The following is an 18,865-nucleotide window of genomic DNA, read 5'->3' on the forward strand; positions in this document are numbered from 1 at the left end:
GTGGCCGTCCGTTGTTTGTCTTTTGCTGCCAGTCGGTAAATTATACGGAGCAACTAAAGTGGGCAAACCGGTGAATAGCGCAATCTCCATCAGCGTCCAACCGCAGTATGCGGGACTTCTCGTTAACCCCAAAAGCTATTCATCAGTTCAGTATCAAGTTTCACAGGATTAGATAATCTGTGTTGGTCCTCTGTTGAGGGGAACAACATAATTATTTGGAGATTATTATCTTGAATGAATTAACCTTAGAAGAGCTGAATAGCGTAAATGGCGCCGGTTTGGACGAAAGCGTTTGCGTAGCCAGTTTTGGTGCATTGGGTGCACTGGGCGGCTTTATCGGTGGTGGTATTGCTACAGCAGGGATTGGTATGGGACCTGGCGCACTCTGGGGCTTCGGGTTTGGAACGCAGATTGGCACAGCAGTGTGCATACCTTAAGGATAGCGAAATGAAAGAATTAGAACTTAACGAGATATCTCAAATTTCTGGTGGTGACTGCATGTCTAACTGGGCTGTTGGTGGCGGTATTGCTGGTGGAGTTATTGGTGGTGTCGCAGGTTTTGTGGGCGGCTTTGGCTTCGGCGCTGGTGCTGGCATCACGGGTGGTAGCGCTTTAGGCTCGGCAATTGGCACCATTGGTGGGGCCTATTTTTGTTATCCATAATTAAGAGAGGCATCAGCCTCTCTTTCTGGTAGATAAAATGACTGTACTATTTTTATTAAATTACACCACGACATTGTTTCTTGTATTTATATTCGCGGGGGCGATTGCACCTGAGAACCAATCTACGCGCTTTGTTTTTTATATAACGGTTGTTTTAATGGTAACGCTGGTTTGCTGGATATGGGGCAGACACTCAATCATCAAGCGCGGAAATTATATCTATATCCAAACATTTCCTACTTTCACTAAAATTCGCGCAGAAGAGATTGAGAACCTTACCATTATCGAAAAGCATGTATTGGTTAATAAAAAAGATGGAAGTCAGAAGAAATATCATTTTATGTTTGGCCCGACCGGCGGTATTCACGACTCGGTAACGCCTTTAATCATTAATCGGATTAAACGGTTATAGTCAGCGCTTAAAAATATTCCAACACAACGAATATCAAAACCGCTAAGCCAAACTACGAGTCATTTAAATCGAAATAGCTTCAGATGAATTCGCGCCTGCCAGAACATATTTAGTGCCGTTGTAGAACAAAATCTTTGAGTTGAGAGATTTTTACTTACCCGTAGAAACAAAAAAGGCCACCTGATGGTGACCTTATTTCAAATAACAACTTCTTATTCTACCGTTACCGACTTAGCCAGGTTACGAGGCTGGTCGACGTCAGTGCCTTTAATCAGTGCCACATAATAGGACAGCAGCTGAAGTGGCAGCGTATAGATAATTGGTGCGATAGCGGGTTCGCAATGCGGTACGTTGATAACACGCATGGTTTCATCGCCTTTGAAGTTGGCATCCTTATCAGCAAATACATACATGATACCGCCACGGGCGCGTACTTCTTCTACGTTAGACTTCAGCTTTTCAAGCAGCTCGTTGTTCGGCGCAACCACGATAACCGGCATCTCATCATCTATCAGTGCTAGTGGGCCGTGTTTAAGTTCGCCTGAAGCGTACGCTTCTGCATGTATATACGAAATCTCTTTAAGCTTCAGCGCACCTTCCATAGCAATCGGATACTGATCACCACGCCCCAGGAACAGGCTATGGTTCTTGTCAGCAAACTCCTCGGCCAGATCTTCAATGCCTTCGCTGATAGTCAGCGTTTCTTCCAGCTTAGCGGGCAGGCTGTGCAAGCCGCGCACGATTTGCGCTTTATCGTCGCTGGTAAGGCCGTTGTGTTCACCAATCGCCAGGGTCAGCATTAAAAATGCGGTTAGCTGCGTGGTAAAGGCTTTAGTAGAGGCTACCCCGATTTCGGCACCGGCTTTGGTCATAAATGCCATATCTGACTCTCGCACCAGTGAAGAGCCTGGTACGTTACAAATAGTCAGGCTGGACATGTAGCCCAGGTCTTTAGCCAGACGCAGTGCGGCCAGTGTATCGGCGGTTTCGCCCGACTGCGAAATAGTAACCAGCAAGCTGTTTTCATGAACCACTGATTTGCGGTATCTGAATTCTGAAGCGATTTCGATGCCGCAAGATACATTCGCGTATTGCTCCAGCCAGTAACGTGCTGTCATACCCGCGTGATAGCTGGTACCGCATGCAATAATTTGCACGTGTTTTACCTTGGCCAGAATCTCTACTGCCTGATCGCCAAAAATATTGGTCATCAGGCCATGCTCATCCAGACGATCTTTTAAGGTATTACGCACAACGGTTGGTTGTTCGTGAATTTCCTTGAGCATGTAGTGGCGGTAGCCTGCTTTGTCGCCCGCGTCGTGCTCGACTTTCGAGTCTACAATTTCACGCTCTACCGGCTCACCATTTTTATCAAAAATCAGTACTTCACGGCGGGTAACCTGAGCCACATCCCCTTCTTCTAAAAAGATGAAGCGACGAGTCACCGGCAATAACGCCATTTGGTCAGAAGCAATGAAGTTCTCGCCCAGACCCAGGCCGATAACCAGGGGGCTGCCAGAACGCGCTACCACTACTTTTGAAGGGTCTTCACGATCCATAATAACGGTGCCATACGCACCGTGAAACTGAGCAACAGAATTCTGCACAGCTTTGAGCAGGTCGGCGCCTTTCTCAAGTTCAGCATGAACGGTGTGGGCAATGGTTTCTGTATCGGTATCGCTGGTGAACTGATAACCGGCTGCACTGAGCTTTTCACGCAGGTCGATATAGTTTTCGATAATACCATTATGTACAACGGCGATACGCTCGCTGGAGGTATGTGGGTGGGCGTTACTTTCAGTTACGCCGCCATGGGTGGCCCAGCGGGTATGCGCGATCCCTGTCGTACCAGGCGCACCGTGCTGGGCAACAGCGTCCACCAGTTCCTGTACTTTGCCGGTGCGGCGAAGGCGATTAATACCACCGTCATTATCAAGCAGCGCAACGCCGGCTGAATCATAACCACGGTACTCAAGACGTTTGAGTCCTTCCAGAAGGATCTCAACAACATTACGTTCGGCGACTGCGCCTACAATTCCACACATATCCTACTCTCCATCCGGCGCTACGGTAATCACCGTTACACCTTGCTTTTCAATTGTTTGTTTCGTCTTTTCATCGATATCATTGTCTGTGACCAGATAAGCAATACTGTGCCACGGTAACTCAAGATTCGGCATTTTATGCAAAAATTTGCCGGACTCGGCCATGATAACGACATCTTTAGCGGTACTGGCCATTGTCTGGGTCAGCCCGGTTAACTCGTTAAAGGTTGTAGTTCCTCTGCTGACATCCAGGCCTGAGGCACCTATAAAGGCTAGATCAAAACTGTAAGCCTGCGTCATTTGTTCGGCCATATGCCCCTGAAATGACTGTGATTGTGCATCCCACGTTCCACCGGTCATCAGTACTGTGGGTTCACTGTCGAAGCCGGTCAGTGTTGACGCCACATGCAGTGAATTGGTCATAACCACTAACCGCGAATGACTATCGAGGTGCGGTAGCATGCAGGCCGTCGTACTGCCGCTATCGATGATAATACGGCTGTTGTTACTGACCAGGCGGGCTGCAGCTACCCCGATCGCGTGCTTACGTGCTGACGCGCTTTTATCCTCTGCCTGACCTAATGCAGCACGCGCATCAGTGCGATTGTGGGACAGGCTATCGGCAGAAGTCTGAATTGGCGCGGCACCGCCAAACTGGCGGACCAGTAGTTTCTGGGCGGCTAAAGTTGTCAGGTCCTTTCGGATAGTCACTTCTGAGGTACCAAATTCGGCAGCCAGTGACTCGACCTGGACATGTCCGTCCCGGTTTACCCACTCTACAATTGCCTCCCGGCGTGCCTCGGTATTACGTCGCTGCATATTGAAACTTGTTAATTACAAAACGAAAGTTATTAAATCGAAATTTATTACGCAATGCAACTTAATTTAGTTTTGTTTCGAAACAAAAACTTTCTTATTTTTCGCATTACTCTCTTGGGACAGCTCAATAAGACGGATAACTGGGATCGTTGACTCGGCGCTGCATGGGGACTTGGCGTTGGATAAAACACTTTCAGCGAGCTGCTGATAAAACTGGCGGTAGTCACCCTGACAGGTTTCGATAGTTTCACCTTTAGTTTCATTATAAAACTTTCCATGCTCGTTGGGTCCAGTCGTACCCCATTGATTGTCGTTAAGGTCCCTGCTGTCTCTGAGCGCTTGCTCCTGGGGGTCCAGACCAAACTTTCTATAGCTTCCTTTATCGCCCTGAATATCAAACCGTAATGTTTCCCCAGCCTGAAAGGCACTGCTGCCGACTCTGACATGAAGATTTGGATAAAACAGGCTGACGTCAAAGCAGTCATCGCTCTGCCCGCCGTCGCGCAGGGTATCAATACTTGCCTGAACCGACTCGGGCATACCGAACAACTGTACGGCCTGGTCGAGCAGATGTGGACCGAGATCCCAGAATATCCCCGCTCCCGGGCCTGCATTTTCGCGCCAGCGATTTCGTGGTACCGGACGAAAGCGGTCGAAGCGACTCTCCATACGACGTATGCTGCCCAACTGCTGTGAGTTGATCAGCGACTTTACAGTAAGAAAGTCGCCGTCGAACCGCCGGTTTTTATAAACATGCACAGAACGATTGACCAGTGTCGCCTGCGCCACCAGCGATTCTGCATCAGCGGCTGATAACACAAATGGTTTTTCTGCCAGTACGTGGCTGCCTGCCGATAAACACTGCCGTGCCTGGTCAAAATGCAGATGATTAGGCGTCGTGATAATGCTTAGGTCCGGCGAAACGGCCTCCAGTGCCTGCGCCAGCGTTTCAAAAACTTCTGCCTCTGGTAGCACCGCCTTTACATCATTTGGGCGTGATGACACCACCGCTGTTACCGTAAAAGCATCGTTATGCATCAGAAATGGCAAATGGAATGTTCTGGCAGAAAAGCCAAAACCCACAAGTAGTGTGGTGATCATTATGGTCTCCTGAAAGGCAGGTTAAAAAGGAGTATAAGCAGGAATACTACATAAGGGGTACAACGAGGGAATTATCAGGGCATCATGCATTTGTCATCATGATGCCCGCTATCTTTATTTTTTGGTAGGGCGCGGCCAGCTAGCAATGTTGCGTTGCTTGCCTCTGGCCACCGCCAGTGCATCGTTTTCCACGGTTGAGGTAATTGTGCTTCCAGCACCCACGGTGGCGTTGTCACCAATTTCAACCGGTGCCACCAACGATGAGTTTGAGCCGATAAAGGCATTCGCCCCAATAACGGTTTTGGATTTATTCACGCCATCGTAATTGCAGGTAATGGTACCGGCACCGATATTGGCTTTAGGCCCAATGGTGGCATCTCCCAGGTAAGTCAGGTGATTGGCTTTGGCACCTTCACCCAGCACGGACTTTTTCATTTCAACAAAGTTGCCGACTTTGGCGCCTTTGTGCATGATTGCACCGGGGCGAAGTCGTGCGAATGGGCCAACATTACAATCGCTGTCAACCTGCGCCTGCTCAACAATACTGTTGGCTTCAATAGTGACATCGTCGCCAATCTCACAGTCTTTCAGTACACAGTTCGGACCAATAACAACGTTATTGCCTAACACGACCTGACCTTCAAAAACGGCATTTACATCAATAAAAACATCCTGACCAGTGGTAACGTTGCCACGAATATCAACGCGCGCCGGGTCTGCCAGCGTAGCGCCATTGTGCATTAATGCACTCGCCTGCCATTTTTGCAGTGCGCGCTCTAGTTTTGCCAGGTGCTCGCGATTATTAACGCCTTCAACCTCAATCACTTCATCAGGCTGAGCAGCCTGTATCGCCTTGCCTTCCGATGCTGCCATCGCAATCACGTCGGTCAGGTAGTATTCACCCTGTGCGTTATCATTGCTCAGATTATCCAGCCAGCGCTTCAGATCTTTACCGTTCATCATCATCATGCCGGTGTTGATCTCAGTGATTTCGCGCTGCGCATCACTGGCATCTTTATGCTCAACAATAGCGGCGATATTCCCGTTGTCCTCACGCACAATGCGGCCCATTCCCGTTGGGTCATCCAGATTAACGGTCAGAAGAGCCAGATCGCAGCGCGCTTTTACATCAACCAGACGCTGCAGCGTTTGCTCGGTAATTAGTGGGGCATCGCCAACCAGAATCAGTACATCCTCATCGTCTTTCACATGCCCGGCAGCTTGTTGAACTGCATGACCGGTGCCAAGCTGCTCTGCCTGCAGACACCAGTTCAGCGTATTGCCGCTCACCGTGCTTTGAAGCTGGTCGCCACCATGCCCGTATACCAGATGGACGGCGCTGGCCTGCATCCGTTCAACAGTATTGATGATCCGTTGAACCATAGGCACACCACCTACCTTGTGCAGTACCTTTGGCAGACCCGACTTCATTCGGGTTCCTTTACCCGCGGCAAGTATAACGACTGAAAACGCCATGCAAATTCCTTAAACTTCTTAGCAATAAAGTATTTTGGCTTAGTGTAACCAAGCAAAAAGTAATAGTCAGCGATTCATTACGCGCAAAAAGGGTTTTCGTTTAATCAATGGTATGGCTAGTCGTACACCGAATGTACGGGTATACTCGAAATTACTTATATTTTATGCAATTAGCAAAGGAGATTGCGTTAGCTGTGAAAGCCTTCAGAACGCTGCATCGCAGTATCTTGCTGCTGTTTCTGGTCGTGACTGTTGCCATCGTCACCCTGGTGCATTTCAGTATTACTCAAATTGTGGCAGAGCAAAGCCGGGCGCAACAGCAATCTCTCTCCCCCGCATTCTCGCTCATTACCAGTGAACTGATGAAGCCTCTGCATACTGCCCAGGCGCTGGGTCAGTCAAAAGAGCTGATGGAGCTTATGGATAAGCCGAAGCTGGATAAAGAAAAGACAGTAGCGATGCTCGACAGACTGGAGCAGGAATTCAATCTGACATTTTTTGTAGCCAGTGAAAATGAGCGTATTCAGTACATGTCTGATGGCCTGGTCGTCGATCTGGTCGAAGGCGATGTAAGCTGGTATTTCAAGTATAAGGATATGCCGCAAAATGCGGTGGCCGACATCGGTAAATGGGAAGACGCGCATTTTTATATCGATATTAAAATTTTTAATGAACAGAATGAATTCCTGGGCTTTTTCGGTGTAGGTAAAAGTCTTAAAAGCTTTCTGCAGATATTCAGCACGTATAAGCAGCAATATGGCTATGACTTTATCTTTGCTGATGAGCAGGGGGATATCATGTTGTCTTCTGATGCCCGCCTGATGGCGAGGTATTCGCGTTTTACCAATATGAGTGAGTTATCCTGGTATGCCAGCCTGCCTAAGAAAGTACAAAATTCCCGGGCGCTAAATAACCGGCTAGTTACTATCAACCAGCAGGAGTACCTGATTGCTGAGGTAAACCTGAATCAGTTTGGCTGGACGGTGTATCTGCTAAGCCCCCTGGACAAACGGCAAACTGAAATTTCCCAAGCCTTTATTGCCAGCGTGATTACACTTCTGGTGATCGTATTTGCGTTATTCCTGACGGTTTATCACCTGCTGTCATATTTCAGAAAAGATATGCACAAAGATGTGGTACTGCCACATCATGCGCGACTCCCTGATCGCAATCAGGTCAACGATGACTATAAAAATCTGATGCGAGCGTATCACTCGTTAAGCATCATTCTGGTGGATATCGATCATTTTTCTGTGATTAATGACACCTATGGCCGTAGCATCGGCGACGAGGTTTATCATCACATTCTGAGCTACCTGCAGGATAACCTGCGCAGCAAAGATATTATTGGTCGCTGGAGCAGCGAAGAGTTTATCCTGTTGTTACCAGAAATCGGGCCGCACGAGGCGTTTGAAATTGCTGAATCGTTGCGTGAAGGCATCAGTAACTTACGGCCGGTGGAAAGGGCGCTACAGATAAAGCTGACAGCGTCTTTTGGTATCTCCTATACCGCTACGCCCAGAACGATTTCTGAGGTTACCAGCCACGCTGAAGACGCGCTGTATCAGGCGCGCCGCGATGGATGTAACCTGGTGAGAATGCAGCTTATTAACTAACGAATACCGGCTCTTAATCTCGCTATTTAGCCGGTGCGAAACCGCGCCGGCCGAACAGCTTTGTGATACCGGTGGTCATCGCTACACCGCTGAGTATGCATGCGCCGCCAATCAATGTTTGCAAGGACATGGCTTCGCGCAAAAATATCAGCCCCCAGACAATCGCGAATAAAGGCACCAAATAGGCTACGGTGATCGCTTTTGACGGACCCACCGCGCTGATCAGGTGAAAATACAGGATATAGGCAATGCCCGTCCCGGCTACCGCCAGCGCTACGGCATTTGTCCACGCATTGGCTGAAGGCATGGTTTGCGGCCACTCCATTACCGCCAGCGGAAACAGTAATACCGATGCCACTGCCTGGCTACCCGTTGCCACTGCCAGTGGCTGTGCTCCGGTTAGCCAGCGTTTCATCATGCAGGCTGCGATGCCATAGCAGCACGTCGCCAGGCATGCCGCCACAATAGGGACAGCACTTAACTGACCACCGCTAACCTTTTGCTCGCTGATAACAAATACCCCGACGAAGCCCAGCCCTAATCCGGCCACGGCAATTTTTGACAGTCGCTCGTGAAGCCAGATAAATGCCACCATAGCCCCAAACATGGGCGCGGTGGCGTTTAAGATAGCGTTAACGCCGGCCTCAAGATGCAGGCTGGCGTAGTTAAACAATGCAAAAGGTATCGCGGTGTTAATAGCCCCGATCGCAAAAATAGGCCAGAAAAAACGGCGCATATCGCCTTGTTGTTTTTTCAATAAAACTACCGGCAACAGAACCAGCGTTGCCAGTACGGTACGTACTTCCACCAACGCAAATATTCCAAACTCTGGCGCTGCTACCCGCATGAACATGAATGAGGCGCCCCAGATAGCCCCCAGCAACACCAGCGCAAGCACTTCTCTTATTGGCATATGTCGTTTATTCCTTCCAGTTCCAGTAGATACTGCTTTCGCCACAGGCCGCCAGCATACCCGGTCAGCTTTTTATTCGCACCGATAATGCGATGACAGGGAACAATAATAGCGACAGGATTCTTGCCGTTAGCCGCCCCTACCGCGCGCACCGCTTTCGGATTATCCAGCGCATTGGCAATGTCCCCATACGTGCAGGTCTGTCCATACGGTACCCGTCTCAGGGCTTGCCACACGCGTTGCTGAAAGGGTGTGCCAGCTACCTCCAGCGGTACGCTAAAGCACACTGGTTCGCCGTTTAAATACCGATTAAGCTCCTGACACGCATGCTGCGTCAACTCTCCCGGATAATCGCGGCGCTGCGGCTCTGCGAATTCTACCGATGTAACGCCCCTGCCACCGGCGCAGACCACCAGTGGCCCGCACGGGGTCGATATGGTTTGCTGGAACATCATTCAGCCCTCTTCTTTTTGGTTTTTTGCGCCGCAGCCTGCGCGCGTTCTTCAAGGGCAATATGCCACATCTGAAGGGTGAGGTAGCTGCGCCATGGAGCGGCGCTATCCGGTGATACAGATAAGGCTTCTGCCATATTGCGCACAATCAAATCACCTTTCAGGTAAATATCACAGGCGTTGTAACCCCGAAGCGCAATGTACTGACACGTCCACGGCCCGATCCCCTTAACGGCGAGTAATATCTGGGAGTCCGGCACGTCACCGTGATGAATACACGACTCAGCAAACGCCATCAGCGTTCGCTGGCGGGAGGCCGGCATTTTGAGAAAGTCGACAGGCTGTTTCAAAACATCCTGCGCCGTGGGAAATACAGCACCGAACTGATTTTGCTTATCAATATGGTTATCTAACCGGTTGATGTAACTGGTGGCAGCTTTAAAAGAGATTTGTTGCCCGACAATAGCCCGACATCCTGCTTCAAAAGCATCCCAGGTACCCGGAAAGCGAAGCCCCCGGGTAAGGTACTGCTCACTTACTCCCGATGACAATAAGGCATCGTGAATGAGCTCAGGCTGTGCATTGGTATCCAGCATCCTGGCCAGATTGCCCATCACCGGCTGGATATATTGTAAGTCAGTCAGTTTGAGGGTTACGTCGAAACCACAGCGGGCTGAATTGAATACCGCCTTGATATGCCCCTCGCTTTGTTGCCAGTCGAAAGCACGCGCATAATGGTTTTCACCGATATCCTCCACACGCTCCAGCTTGTGAGCAGCGATAAAGTCTCTGACCTGAGGCCAGTTATAGGGCGTCTGGCAGGGCAAAAACAGATTAATATCTGCTGAGTGCTGAGACTGATTCTCGCTGTTTCTTAACATAGTCGGTGTTTTATCCCAGTATTTTTTCATTAAGTCCTGCAGGCGCCGCGCGGATTGCAGACCACACGCAAAAGCAATATCAGTGACCGATAAGCCGGTTTGCTGAAGCAGCCTGCGGGCAAACCAAAGCTGACTGTAAATCTGTACCTGTTTTGGTGTCAGCCCCAGGTGCTGGCGCATGAGGCCATGCAAATAACGCTCGCTGATCCCCAGTCGTTGTGCAATTTGTGAAACCGGCTTTGCAGGTAACTCACTTAGCAAACGCTGAGCGCGCTCGGTAGTGGTAGCTACGCCACGCCAGGCCGGAGAATCCGGTGCACTGTCGGGGCGGCATCTTAAGCAGGGCCGAAACCCTTCCTGCAGCGCCTGGGCTGCCAGCGTGAAGTACCGGACGTTTTTTTCCATGGGCAACCGGGCCGGACAAATCGGTCGGCAGAATATTCCCGTACTCATAACAGCAACAAAAAAGATACCGTCAAAACGCGGGTCCCGGCTCTGCCTGGCCTGGCTGTACTGACGCCGTAAATCGCGCGAACCGGTATCCTGTAGTGAGGTCATAGCATGTATCTCATCGTTTACTGCCTATAGTGTAACCTGAGAAAATCGTCAGATGCGATGAAATCGGAAGTGACTGCAATTTATACGATGGTTGATTCTAAGATAGCCGATACGCATAATACCTCGCCATAAACAACAAGAAGCAGCCTTAGAACGCTGCAATTAATGAATTTTCGGAGCTTTTTTTGCAAATATTGCGTGGTGGCCTGATTCGTATCAGCGGGCTGGTCCTGTGGGCTATGCTGGCTTTGATAAGCATGAATGTGCAAGCCACAGAACGTTGGGTTGATGATTACGCCCGATATGTGCGCCAGCAAGCCGATAAATTTAATATTCCCGGCTATGCCTTTGTTTATTATGAGCAAGGCAAACCGCCACAAATTTATACCTACGGCAAAACCTGGCGCAGTGGGCCGCCGGTAGATGAGGACACGGTCTTTCGCCTGGCCTCTGTATCAAAATCTTTTACCGGTCTGCTTCTGGCTAAGCTCGTCCAGCGCGATATGATGCGCTGGGACATGGGAATAAATGAACTTGTCGGCGATATTCCTTTTGATAAGCAGGGCATGAGTCAACTGGAACTGGCGCATATCAGCGGGCAATCTTCAGGCTTTATGCCCAATGCGTACGACAACCTTATTGAGGCCGACTACCCGCTGAATAAAGTGCTGAGCTATCTGGCAAAGCTGGAGCCGATCTGCGCCCCCGGCGAATGCTATACGTACCAAAATGCACTGTTTGGCGCCATTGAATACTATCTGGTATCGCAGAATACCTCTTACCATCGCCAGATTCAGGACCAGCTTTTCGGCCCCCTTGGAATGAAGACCGCCAGTGCCGGTAAAGGTGCATTGCTGAATGCTGATCGCTGGGCCCGCCCGCACATCGCCATAGCCCGCAATAAGTGGCGTAAAGGCGTTGTGGAGAGCAATTATTATCGCTTTACGCCAGCAGCCGGTGTGAATGCCAGTATCAGTGACATGACCATATATCTGCAGGCGCTGCTGGGCGAGTTCCCCACGGTAGTGCCACCTGAATTAGTCGACTACATCACCACGCCGCGAGTACGCACTACCCGCGAGATTTATCGTCGCGGTTGGCGGGGCCACCTGAAAAATGCCCATTACGGTTTAGGCTGGCGGGTGTATGATTTTGATGGCCATAAGCTCAACTATCACGGTGGATGGGTAAAAGGATACCGCGCAGATGTCTCTTTTGACCCGGACGCAAAAGCTGGTTATGTCATGCTGATGAACGCTGAGTCTAATCTTATTAATTCAACGACCGCAGAATTCTGGAAGCGCTTTTACAAGCAGGCTGACGAGTAATCGCCAGCCTGTTTTAAATTATCTGCCGGTTTTCAGGTAGGTATACCCTGCCAGGCAGTTCTCATAAAAGTCTGTCCAGCGCACCCCTTCTCTGGGACGAATGTTGCCAGCTGAAACCTGCTTATCAATCAGCTTTTTCACATCATAAGCCATTGCCCGCGGGTTATACTGCATGATATTAAGCACGTCCTGTACCGATGAACCTTTCACAACTTCTTCGATGTAAAAATCCTGGGGGTCATCATCATGACTGTAGATATGCACCTCGTTCAGCCGGCCGAACAAATTGTGCATATCACCCATCACATCCTGGTAAGCACCAGTAAGAAACAAGCCAGCGTAATAATTCTCGCCATTTTTAAGCGGATGCATAGGTAAAATGTCAGTGATCTCACGCCCAACCGTAAACTGATCAAGCTTGCCGTCACTGTCACAGGTGATATCCACCAGCGTACAGTTAACACTGGGCTTTTCGTTCATTCGTGTCAGTGGCACTACCGGCAGCAACTGATCAATTGCCCAAGTATCAGCGGCAGACTGGAAAACTGAGAAGTTACACAAATATTGTGATGACAGGCTGTAGTCCAGCTCCTGCAGCTCCTCAGGCACATACTCTTCGTTGGCATACCAGGTACGAAGGCGCGACATAATACGCCAGTAAATGGTCTCAATTTTGCCCAGCTCTTCTAAACTCAGCACCCGCAGTTTGAAAGCATCCAGCGCCTGCTCTTTATATTGCGAGGCATCATTGAACACTTCCTGCATGGAGGTTTGTTCATCGAAGTAATCTTCCAGCTCACGGATATTCTTCACAAACACGTGTTCATTTTCAGCCGGCGTAGTATCAATTTCTGCGCTATTTGAGCGAATTTCGCCGACGATTTCGGTGATGACACAACTATGATGTGCGGTAATCGCCCGGCCGCTTTCACTGACCAGATTAGGATGCGGGACTTTTTCTAAGTCGCAGACCTCTTTCATGCCATACACAACATCGGCCACATACTCATGCAGCGTATAATTTCTGGACGATTCATTGGTTGACGCACTGCCATCGTAATCAATGCCCAAACCGCCGCCGACATCCACATAGTCCAGCGCAAAGCCCATCTTATGCAAATCAGCGTAAATGCGGGCACCTTCACTGATAGCTTCTTTTACCGCACGGATATCGGTTAACTGACTGCCAATATGAAAATGCAACAGTTTAAGGCAATGGCCCATCCCCTGCTCTTCAAGATAGCGTGCGGTTTTGATTATTTCTGCGATAGTCAGGCCAAATTTGGCCCGTTCACCGCCCGAACCTTCCCACTTACCGCGGCCTTTTACCGTCATTTTCGAGCGCACGCCGATAATAGGGTCGATTTCCAGCTCTTTGGCTATTTTGACCAGTAGCAGTAGCTCGGTGTATTTTTCAACCACCACCACCATTTTACGGCCAAGCTTGCGACCCAGCAGCGCAAGACGCATGCACTCTTCATCTTTATAACCGTTTAAGATAGTTAAAGAGTTTTCATTGTTATTAAGTGCCAGAGCGGTGATTAACTCGGCTTTCGAGCCCGCTTCAAGGCCGTAATCAAACGGTTCACCGGCATCAACAATCTCCTCAACCACTTCACGCATCTGGTTGACTTTAACCGGATAAACGCCCTGATATTTACCGGTATATTCGGCTTCGGTAATGACATCTCTGAATGTGGTATTCAGGCTGGCAACCTGCGAACGCAACACATCGTGAAACCGCACTACAACCGGAAACTGCACGCCTTCGTCGCGTATTTCGTCAATTAAAGCCTGAAAATCGATGCGAATACTTTTATCGGATGGAACAGGTGTAACGTGCACATTACCGTTCTCGCCAACCTCAAAATATCCACCACCCCAGCGTGATACGCCGTAAAGTTTTTCAGCCTCTTCGATGCTCCACTCAGACAATGTTGCCGTCTCCGTATATATTGCGTCATTAATAAAGTTTGACGCGTGTGTCAGTAAACTTTGCGTATTATAATCAAGCTTACTTTCTACGCTATGAAATTTCTGTTATTCACGCAAATTCTTCTTCACTGCGCTAACCGCAGCAATTTCATACCGTTCCATTTTTACCCGTCCCGCCTGATACAGTTCACTCGAACACTGCATAACCTTTCGTACCGGTAAACCATAACCCAGTCCCGCCGTATAGAAACTATCACTATTTCTGTGCGTTCCTGCACGCCCACAGCCTAAGGACCATCTCTATGGCGGTATTAACCATAAACGGTCAGGACTATGCATTACCTGATGATCCACGAACCACACTGCTGGATTTTCTGCACCAGCATGTAAAACTCTTCGGTGCCAAAAAAGGATGTGACCATGGTCAGTGTGGTGCATGTACGGTTCTTATTGACGGCGAACGTATGAATGCGTGCCTGCTGCTGGCTTTTCAGCTTGAGGGCAAGGCGGTGACGACGATAGAGGGAATTGCCAGGGACGAGGAACTGCATCCGCTGCAAAAAGCTTTTGTTTCCTGTGATGCATTTCAGTGTGGCTACTGTACCAGCGGCCAGATATGTTCCGGGGTTGCATTGATGAACGAACTGGAGCAGAACACTCCCAGCACCGTCTGGTTTGAATCAGATTACACTGATAACGAAGATATTAAAGAGCGGATGAGCGGTAATCTGTGCCGCTGTGGCGCCTACGCCAATATTATTGATGCGGTTAACATCGCCCGGAATGATAAGGGGGCCTCGTGAGACCATTCTCTATAAACCGTCTGACCGATGTAAACCATCTTAGTACTATCGATAGCTTCGATAACAGCCGCTTTCTCGCCGGCGGCACCAACCTTGTCGACTTGATGAAACACCAGATTGAAACGCCCGAAACGGTAGTGGATTTGAGTGGTTGGGAAAGCGCCAATACCATCGAAGAAACTGACGATGCTTATCAAATCGGCGCAATGGTAAGTAATACTGATCTGGCTAACTTTGCCTACCGGAAGGATGATCTCAGTCTGCTTAGCCAGGCACTGCTGTCCGGTGCAACGGTACAGCTGAGAAATCGTGCTACCACCGGTGGTAATCTGTTACAGCGAACGCGCTGTTATTATTTTTACGACACCAATCAGCCCTGTAACAAACGCAAACCTGGTTCAGGGTGCGCAGCAATGGATGGTTTTAACCGAATTCATGCCGTTCTGGGTACCTCAGAGCATTGCATTGCTTCACACCCCTCGGATATGGCCGTAGCGATGACCGCACTTGATGCAAAAGTGAAAACGATGAATCCGGCCGGTAATTCACGACACATTCCGGTGCGTGAGCTTTACCGTCTTCCCGGTGATACGCCGCACATCGAAACCGTACTGGGTGGTGACGAGCTGATTGTCAGTGTGGATATTCCCAAGCGTCCCCGCGGTACCCAAATTTACCGTAAGGTTCGCGACCGCTCTTCTTATGCATTTGCGCTGGTTTCAGTCGCCTGCGCCGTTTCACTTAAAGACGGGGTAATCGATGATATTTCACTGGCCTTTGGTGGCGTGGGTACGATGCCTTGGCATGCTAAAAGTGCTGAGGACTTTCTGCGCGGCAAAACGGCCACCAGCCACCTGTACGAGCAGGCCTGCGATGTTGAGCTAAGCGCCGCCCGAGGTGCCGGCAGTAACGACTTTAAGATTCCATTGATCAAGCGAACTGCAGCTTTTGTCCTTGAACAGGCGGTAGGACAGCAGATGGCTCACCCATACCATCAAGGAGCAATTCATGCCCGCTAGCAAAACACATTCAGTAACTAAAATTGGTGATGCGGTCGATCGTATTGACGGACCCTTAAAAGTCCAGGGGAAGGCAACTTACGCGGGTGATTTTGAGTTTGAACAGCCAACGCTGGTTGGTGTGTATGTCGGTGCGGTACGCTCGGGCGGCACGCTTTCTCACGTAGATACTACAAAGGCAGAATCCCAGCCTGGCGTTAAGGCTGTACTAACCCATCACAATGCACCCGACCAAAGGCCATTTGCAGAGCCTGAAGATGCGGCGCGTTTTGGTCAAAGCCGCGCTGTGCTAAACGATACGACTATTCGTTACGCCGGCTTCCCGGTTGCACTGGTTATTGCCGAAACGCTCGAGCAGGCTCGTTATGCCGCCAGCCTGATAACCCATGAGGTATCAAGCGACGGCCCTGATTTTCTGGATGACGCTGACGAAGCGCAGACCACTCCGGAATCACTCGATGGCGGATTCGAACCGGATGTGTCATGCGGCGATGTTGAGCATGCGTTAAACAGCGCTAAGCGGCTGGATATGACATATCGCACCCCCAGCCAAATCTCTGCCGCGATGGAGCCACATACCACTATCGCCTATTACGATGGCGATATCCTGCATGTGCATACCAGTGTCCAGATTCTGGCAAGCGCTGTAACCTGCCTGGCCAATACGCTTAAAATGCCTGAAGAAAAAATTCATGTGCAGAGTCCGTTTGTCGGCGGCGGTTTTGGTTCCAAACTTGGGCTGCATAATGATGCCATTTTAGCCTGCCTGGGTGCCATCCATCTGCAACAGCCAGTCAAGGTTGCACTACACCGCCGACAGGTGTTTCATAGTGCCCCCCACCGTGGATTCAGCATTCAGAACATCGCACTAAGCGCTGATAACAGCGGCCGCATTAATGGCATTTCTCATCACAGTGCAATGCCTATGGCGCAAGATTATGCCTTTGCTGAAGCTACCGGCGCAGTTGCCCGTATTACCTATCAGGCTGATGCAATTGAAAGTCAGCATCGGGTAAAGGTGGTCGACAGTCCGATGATTGATTCGTGTCGCGCACCCGGCGACTCTATTGGTTCGCTGGCTTTTGAATCGGCCATTGATGAGCTGGCTTTGGCCAGTGAAACAGACCCGGTAGCATTTCGTCTTAAAAATATCGCGCCGGCCCACCCGGTAACCGGAAAACCGTTTTCTACTCACCATCTTGAGGCATGCCTGAAACAGGGTGCCGAGGAGTTCGGCTGGGAAAAACGGTCGAAAAGTGATGACAACAATACCGTTAAGAGAGGCTACGGTGTTGCACTTGCTATGCGCATGAATCTGATTGTGCCAAGTGAAGCGAAGGTAGTGTTAGATAATAACGGCAAAATCACTGTGTTAACGGATATGACCGACATTGGCACCGGCACCTATACGATATTGAGTCAGGTTGTTTCTGACTTTTTCGATATGCCCGCCAGCGATATAACCATTAACCTGGGTGACAGTCGCTCACCGGCATCGTGTGGTTCTGGCGGGTCGTTCGGTGCATCCAGTAGTGCAACTTCGGTGCGCAATGCCTGCGAGAAAATCTCCCGTCAGCTATGCCAGATGATGGGCCTTGCACAAGGCACCCACACGGTGGCGCTGCGTGACAATCAGGTTGTGGTCGGGGAAGGAGAGACACAACAATCCCGCTCGCTTGCTGAATTATTAAAAGATAGCGATAGTCAGCAGCTGGAAGCCAAGGGTGAAGTGGAGCCGGGTGAAAGCCATGACGAATACGAGCAGTATTCCTGCGGTGCGCATTTTGCTGAAGTCACAGTCGATACGGTTACCGGTGAAGTGCGCATTAAACGCCAGCATGGTGTTTTTTCTGCCGGCCAAATCCTTAACCACAAAACTGCCACTTCTCAGTTGCAGGGTGGCATGGTGTGGGGCGCAAGTTACGCACTGTTTGAAGACTTACAGCGCGACAGGCGCCACGGCGGTTTTGTAAACTGCGATCTGGCTGAATATCACTTTGCCGTTAATCGCGACATTGGCGATATCAGCGTCAGCTTTATCGAAGAGCCGGATTATAAAGCCTGTAAACTGGGGAGTAAGGGTATTGGCGAGCTGGGCATCACCGGTGCCGGAGCAGCCATTGCCAATGCTGTATGTGATGCTACCGGAGCCCGGGTTCGTGAGTTTCCTATCACGCCGGATAAGGTTATTGCAGCACTAGGATAATTGTCAGATCTGGAAAAAGCCCGCTTTGCAGAAAGTTACAAAGCGGGCTTTTTTTATTGTGGTACCTCAGCCTAAATGGCGTTTACGCTGTCACTTCGTCGTGTGCTTTTTTCGCTCTGTGCGTGCCTTTCGACGCTGTTAATTTTTGATAAATCGCGGCGTCTACAGAGAAAATACCAGCCCCTTGTACCGTGAGCGCTGCGGTCGCTGCCAGCAGGCTCAACGCAAATTCATAACCATTGTTGCTCATGAACAAACCGTTTTGAATATGTACGGAGAATATCGCAATGATCATCGTAAATGCCGACACCAGCGCAGCAGGACGGGTCAGCAACCCTACGATCAGCGCCAGTCCCCCAAAGAATTCTGCACTGCCTGCGAGTAATGCCATCAGGAACCCCGGCGCCAGGCCAATACTTTCCATCCATTGTCCGGTACCTTCCAGCCCGTAACCGCCAAACCAGCCAAAGAGCTTCTGTGCACCGTGCGCCATCAAAATTATACCAACTGGTACACGCAGAAGCAGTTGACCGATACCCTGAGTTTTAAAAATCATAGTTGCGTAATTCATCTTCATCACCCTTACTGTGTTCGGGTTGAGCCCGCTGCTCAACAATAAGTAAACTTTATTCCATTAC

At 49.9% G+C, this 18,865-nt stretch carries 17 protein-coding genes; 8 read left to right on the forward strand and 9 right to left on the reverse strand.

The features are described from left to right. Window positions 1-230: 230 nt before the first annotated feature. Genes FBQ74_RS16250 through FBQ74_RS16260 form a run of 3 tightly spaced genes read left to right on the forward strand, consistent with a single transcriptional unit; the run spans window position 231 to window position 1,075 of the window. Window positions 231-437, forward strand: a complete 207-nt coding sequence (locus tag FBQ74_RS16250; protein ID WP_139757658.1) for a bacteriocin-like peptide — start codon at window positions 231-233, stop codon at window positions 435-437. 10 nt (window positions 438-447) lie between these two features. Beyond that, complete coding sequence (locus FBQ74_RS16255) at window positions 448-663, forward strand: hypothetical protein (protein ID WP_139757659.1); 216 nt, start codon at window positions 448-450, stop codon at window positions 661-663. Between the two features lie 37 nt (window positions 664-700). Then, window positions 701-1,075 (forward strand): hypothetical protein, encoded by a 375-nt coding sequence (locus FBQ74_RS16260; protein WP_139757660.1) that lies wholly within the window; start codon window positions 701-703, stop codon window positions 1,073-1,075. 212 nt (window positions 1,076-1,287) lie between these two features. On the opposite strand, the gene glmS is transcribed toward FBQ74_RS16260, so the two are convergent. The 4 genes from glmS to glmU form a co-directional block, all read right to left on the reverse strand. Continuing rightward, complete coding sequence (glmS, locus tag FBQ74_RS16265; protein ID WP_139757661.1) at window positions 1,288-3,120, reverse strand: glutamine--fructose-6-phosphate transaminase (isomerizing); 1,833 nt, start codon at window positions 3,118-3,120, stop codon at window positions 1,288-1,290. 3 nt (window positions 3,121-3,123) lie between these two features. Beyond that, on the reverse strand, window positions 3,124-3,939 hold the full coding sequence (locus FBQ74_RS16270; RefSeq protein WP_139757662.1) for a DeoR/GlpR family DNA-binding transcription regulator: 816 nt from the start codon (window positions 3,937-3,939) through the stop codon (window positions 3,124-3,126). Between the two features lie 66 nt (window positions 3,940-4,005). Then, complete coding sequence (locus FBQ74_RS16275; RefSeq protein ID WP_139757663.1) at window positions 4,006-5,040, reverse strand: Gfo/Idh/MocA family oxidoreductase; 1,035 nt, start codon at window positions 5,038-5,040, stop codon at window positions 4,006-4,008. Window positions 5,041-5,154: 114 nt separating this feature from the next. After that, entirely contained in the window at window positions 5,155-6,516 is a 1,362-nt protein-coding gene (gene glmU / locus FBQ74_RS16280; protein WP_139757664.1) for a bifunctional UDP-N-acetylglucosamine diphosphorylase/glucosamine-1-phosphate N-acetyltransferase GlmU, read from the reverse strand. A gap of 194 nt (window positions 6,517-6,710) precedes the next feature. Here glmU and FBQ74_RS16285 point away from each other — a divergent pair, with 194 nt between their 5' ends. Continuing rightward, complete coding sequence (locus tag FBQ74_RS16285) at window positions 6,711-8,132, forward strand: diguanylate cyclase (protein ID WP_139757665.1); 1,422 nt, start codon at window positions 6,711-6,713, stop codon at window positions 8,130-8,132. Window positions 8,133-8,154: 22 nt separating this feature from the next. On the opposite strand, the gene FBQ74_RS16290 is transcribed toward FBQ74_RS16285, so the two are convergent. The 3 genes from FBQ74_RS16290 to FBQ74_RS16300 are packed head-to-tail and all read right to left on the reverse strand — an operon-like array spanning window position 8,155 to window position 10,936. After that, complete coding sequence (locus FBQ74_RS16290; RefSeq protein ID WP_139757666.1) at window positions 8,155-9,045, reverse strand: DMT family transporter; 891 nt, start codon at window positions 9,043-9,045, stop codon at window positions 8,155-8,157. Beyond that, complete coding sequence (locus tag FBQ74_RS16295) at window positions 9,036-9,500, reverse strand: methylated-DNA--[protein]-cysteine S-methyltransferase (RefSeq protein WP_139757667.1); 465 nt, start codon at window positions 9,498-9,500, stop codon at window positions 9,036-9,038. The genes FBQ74_RS16290 and FBQ74_RS16295 overlap by 10 nt, the downstream gene beginning before the upstream one ends. Next, window positions 9,497-10,936: a DNA-3-methyladenine glycosylase 2 family protein gene (locus FBQ74_RS16300; protein WP_139757668.1), complete on the reverse strand. Its 1,440-nt coding sequence runs from the start codon at window positions 10,934-10,936 to the stop codon at window positions 9,497-9,499. The genes FBQ74_RS16295 and FBQ74_RS16300 overlap by 4 nt, the downstream gene beginning before the upstream one ends. 239 nt (window positions 10,937-11,175) lie before the next feature. Here FBQ74_RS16300 and FBQ74_RS16305 point away from each other — a divergent pair, with 239 nt between their 5' ends. Beyond that, complete coding sequence (locus tag FBQ74_RS16305) at window positions 11,176-12,264, forward strand: serine hydrolase domain-containing protein (protein WP_139758003.1); 1,089 nt, start codon at window positions 11,176-11,178, stop codon at window positions 12,262-12,264. Window positions 12,265-12,282: 18 nt separating this feature from the next. Here the strand turns inward: FBQ74_RS16305 and speA are convergent, their stop codons facing one another. After that, window positions 12,283-14,199: a biosynthetic arginine decarboxylase gene (speA, locus tag FBQ74_RS16310; protein ID WP_139757669.1), complete on the reverse strand. Its 1,917-nt coding sequence runs from the start codon at window positions 14,197-14,199 to the stop codon at window positions 12,283-12,285. A 302-nt stretch (window positions 14,200-14,501) separates the two neighbouring features. Between speA and FBQ74_RS16315 the strand changes: the two genes are divergently transcribed. Genes FBQ74_RS16315 through FBQ74_RS16325 form a run of 3 tightly spaced genes read left to right on the forward strand, consistent with a single transcriptional unit; the run spans window position 14,502 to window position 18,227 of the window. Continuing rightward, window positions 14,502-15,002 carry a (2Fe-2S)-binding protein gene (locus FBQ74_RS16315; protein WP_205912267.1) on the forward strand — a complete coding sequence of 167 codons (501 nt, stop codon included), beginning with the start codon at window positions 14,502-14,504 and terminating at the stop codon, window positions 15,000-15,002. Beyond that, the gene (locus FBQ74_RS16320) at window positions 14,999-16,021 is read left to right on the forward strand and encodes an FAD binding domain-containing protein (protein ID WP_139757671.1); all 1,023 of its coding nucleotides are present in this window, start codon (window positions 14,999-15,001) and stop codon (window positions 16,019-16,021) included. The genes FBQ74_RS16315 and FBQ74_RS16320 overlap by 4 nt, the downstream gene beginning before the upstream one ends. After that, window positions 16,011-18,227, forward strand: a complete 2,217-nt coding sequence (locus FBQ74_RS16325; protein ID WP_139757672.1) for a xanthine dehydrogenase family protein molybdopterin-binding subunit — start codon at window positions 16,011-16,013, stop codon at window positions 18,225-18,227. Before FBQ74_RS16320 ends, FBQ74_RS16325 begins: the two co-directional genes overlap by 11 nt. Window positions 18,228-18,309: 82 nt before the next feature. Here FBQ74_RS16325 and FBQ74_RS16330 read toward each other — a convergent pair whose 3' ends face one another. Beyond that, window positions 18,310-18,804 carry a DoxX family protein gene (locus FBQ74_RS16330; protein ID WP_205912268.1) on the reverse strand — a complete coding sequence of 165 codons (495 nt, stop codon included), beginning with the start codon at window positions 18,802-18,804 and terminating at the stop codon, window positions 18,310-18,312. Window positions 18,805-18,865: the final 61 nt, after the last annotated feature.

Origin of the sequence: Salinimonas iocasae (genome assembly GCF_006228385.1) — a bacterium.
Classification (GTDB): domain Bacteria; phylum Pseudomonadota; class Gammaproteobacteria; order Enterobacterales; family Alteromonadaceae; genus Alteromonas; species Alteromonas iocasae.

Excerpts from the sequence above, each read along its gene's own strand:
- FBQ74_RS16255 (WP_139757659.1), top strand. The coding sequence starts at position 448 with ATGAAAGAATTAGAACTTAACGAGATATCTCAAATTTCTGGTGGTGAC.
- FBQ74_RS16260 (WP_139757660.1), top strand. The coding sequence starts at position 701 with ATGACTGTACTATTTTTATTAAATTACACCACGACATTGTTTCTTGTA.
- glmS (WP_139757661.1), bottom strand. The coding sequence starts at position 3,120 with ATGTGTGGAATTGTAGGCGCAGTCGCCGAACGTAATGTTGTTGAGATC.
- FBQ74_RS16270 (WP_139757662.1), bottom strand. The coding sequence starts at position 3,939 with ATGCAGCGACGTAATACCGAGGCACGCCGGGAGGCAATTGTAGAGTGG.
- FBQ74_RS16275 (WP_139757663.1), bottom strand. The coding sequence starts at position 5,040 with ATGATCACCACACTACTTGTGGGTTTTGGCTTTTCTGCCAGAACATTC.
- glmU (WP_139757664.1), bottom strand. The coding sequence starts at position 6,516 with ATGGCGTTTTCAGTCGTTATACTTGCCGCGGGTAAAGGAACCCGAATG.
- FBQ74_RS16290 (WP_139757666.1), bottom strand. The coding sequence starts at position 9,045 with ATGCCAATAAGAGAAGTGCTTGCGCTGGTGTTGCTGGGGGCTATCTGG.
- FBQ74_RS16295 (WP_139757667.1), bottom strand. The coding sequence starts at position 9,500 with ATGATGTTCCAGCAAACCATATCGACCCCGTGCGGGCCACTGGTGGTC.
- FBQ74_RS16300 (WP_139757668.1), bottom strand. The coding sequence starts at position 10,936 with ATGACCTCACTACAGGATACCGGTTCGCGCGATTTACGGCGTCAGTAC.
- FBQ74_RS16305 (WP_139758003.1), top strand. The coding sequence starts at position 11,176 with ATGCTGGCTTTGATAAGCATGAATGTGCAAGCCACAGAACGTTGGGTT.
- FBQ74_RS16315 (WP_205912267.1), top strand. The coding sequence starts at position 14,502 with ATGGCGGTATTAACCATAAACGGTCAGGACTATGCATTACCTGATGAT.
- FBQ74_RS16325 (WP_139757672.1), top strand. The coding sequence starts at position 16,011 with ATGCCCGCTAGCAAAACACATTCAGTAACTAAAATTGGTGATGCGGTC.
- FBQ74_RS16330 (WP_205912268.1), bottom strand. The coding sequence starts at position 18,804 with ATGAAGATGAATTACGCAACTATGATTTTTAAAACTCAGGGTATCGGT.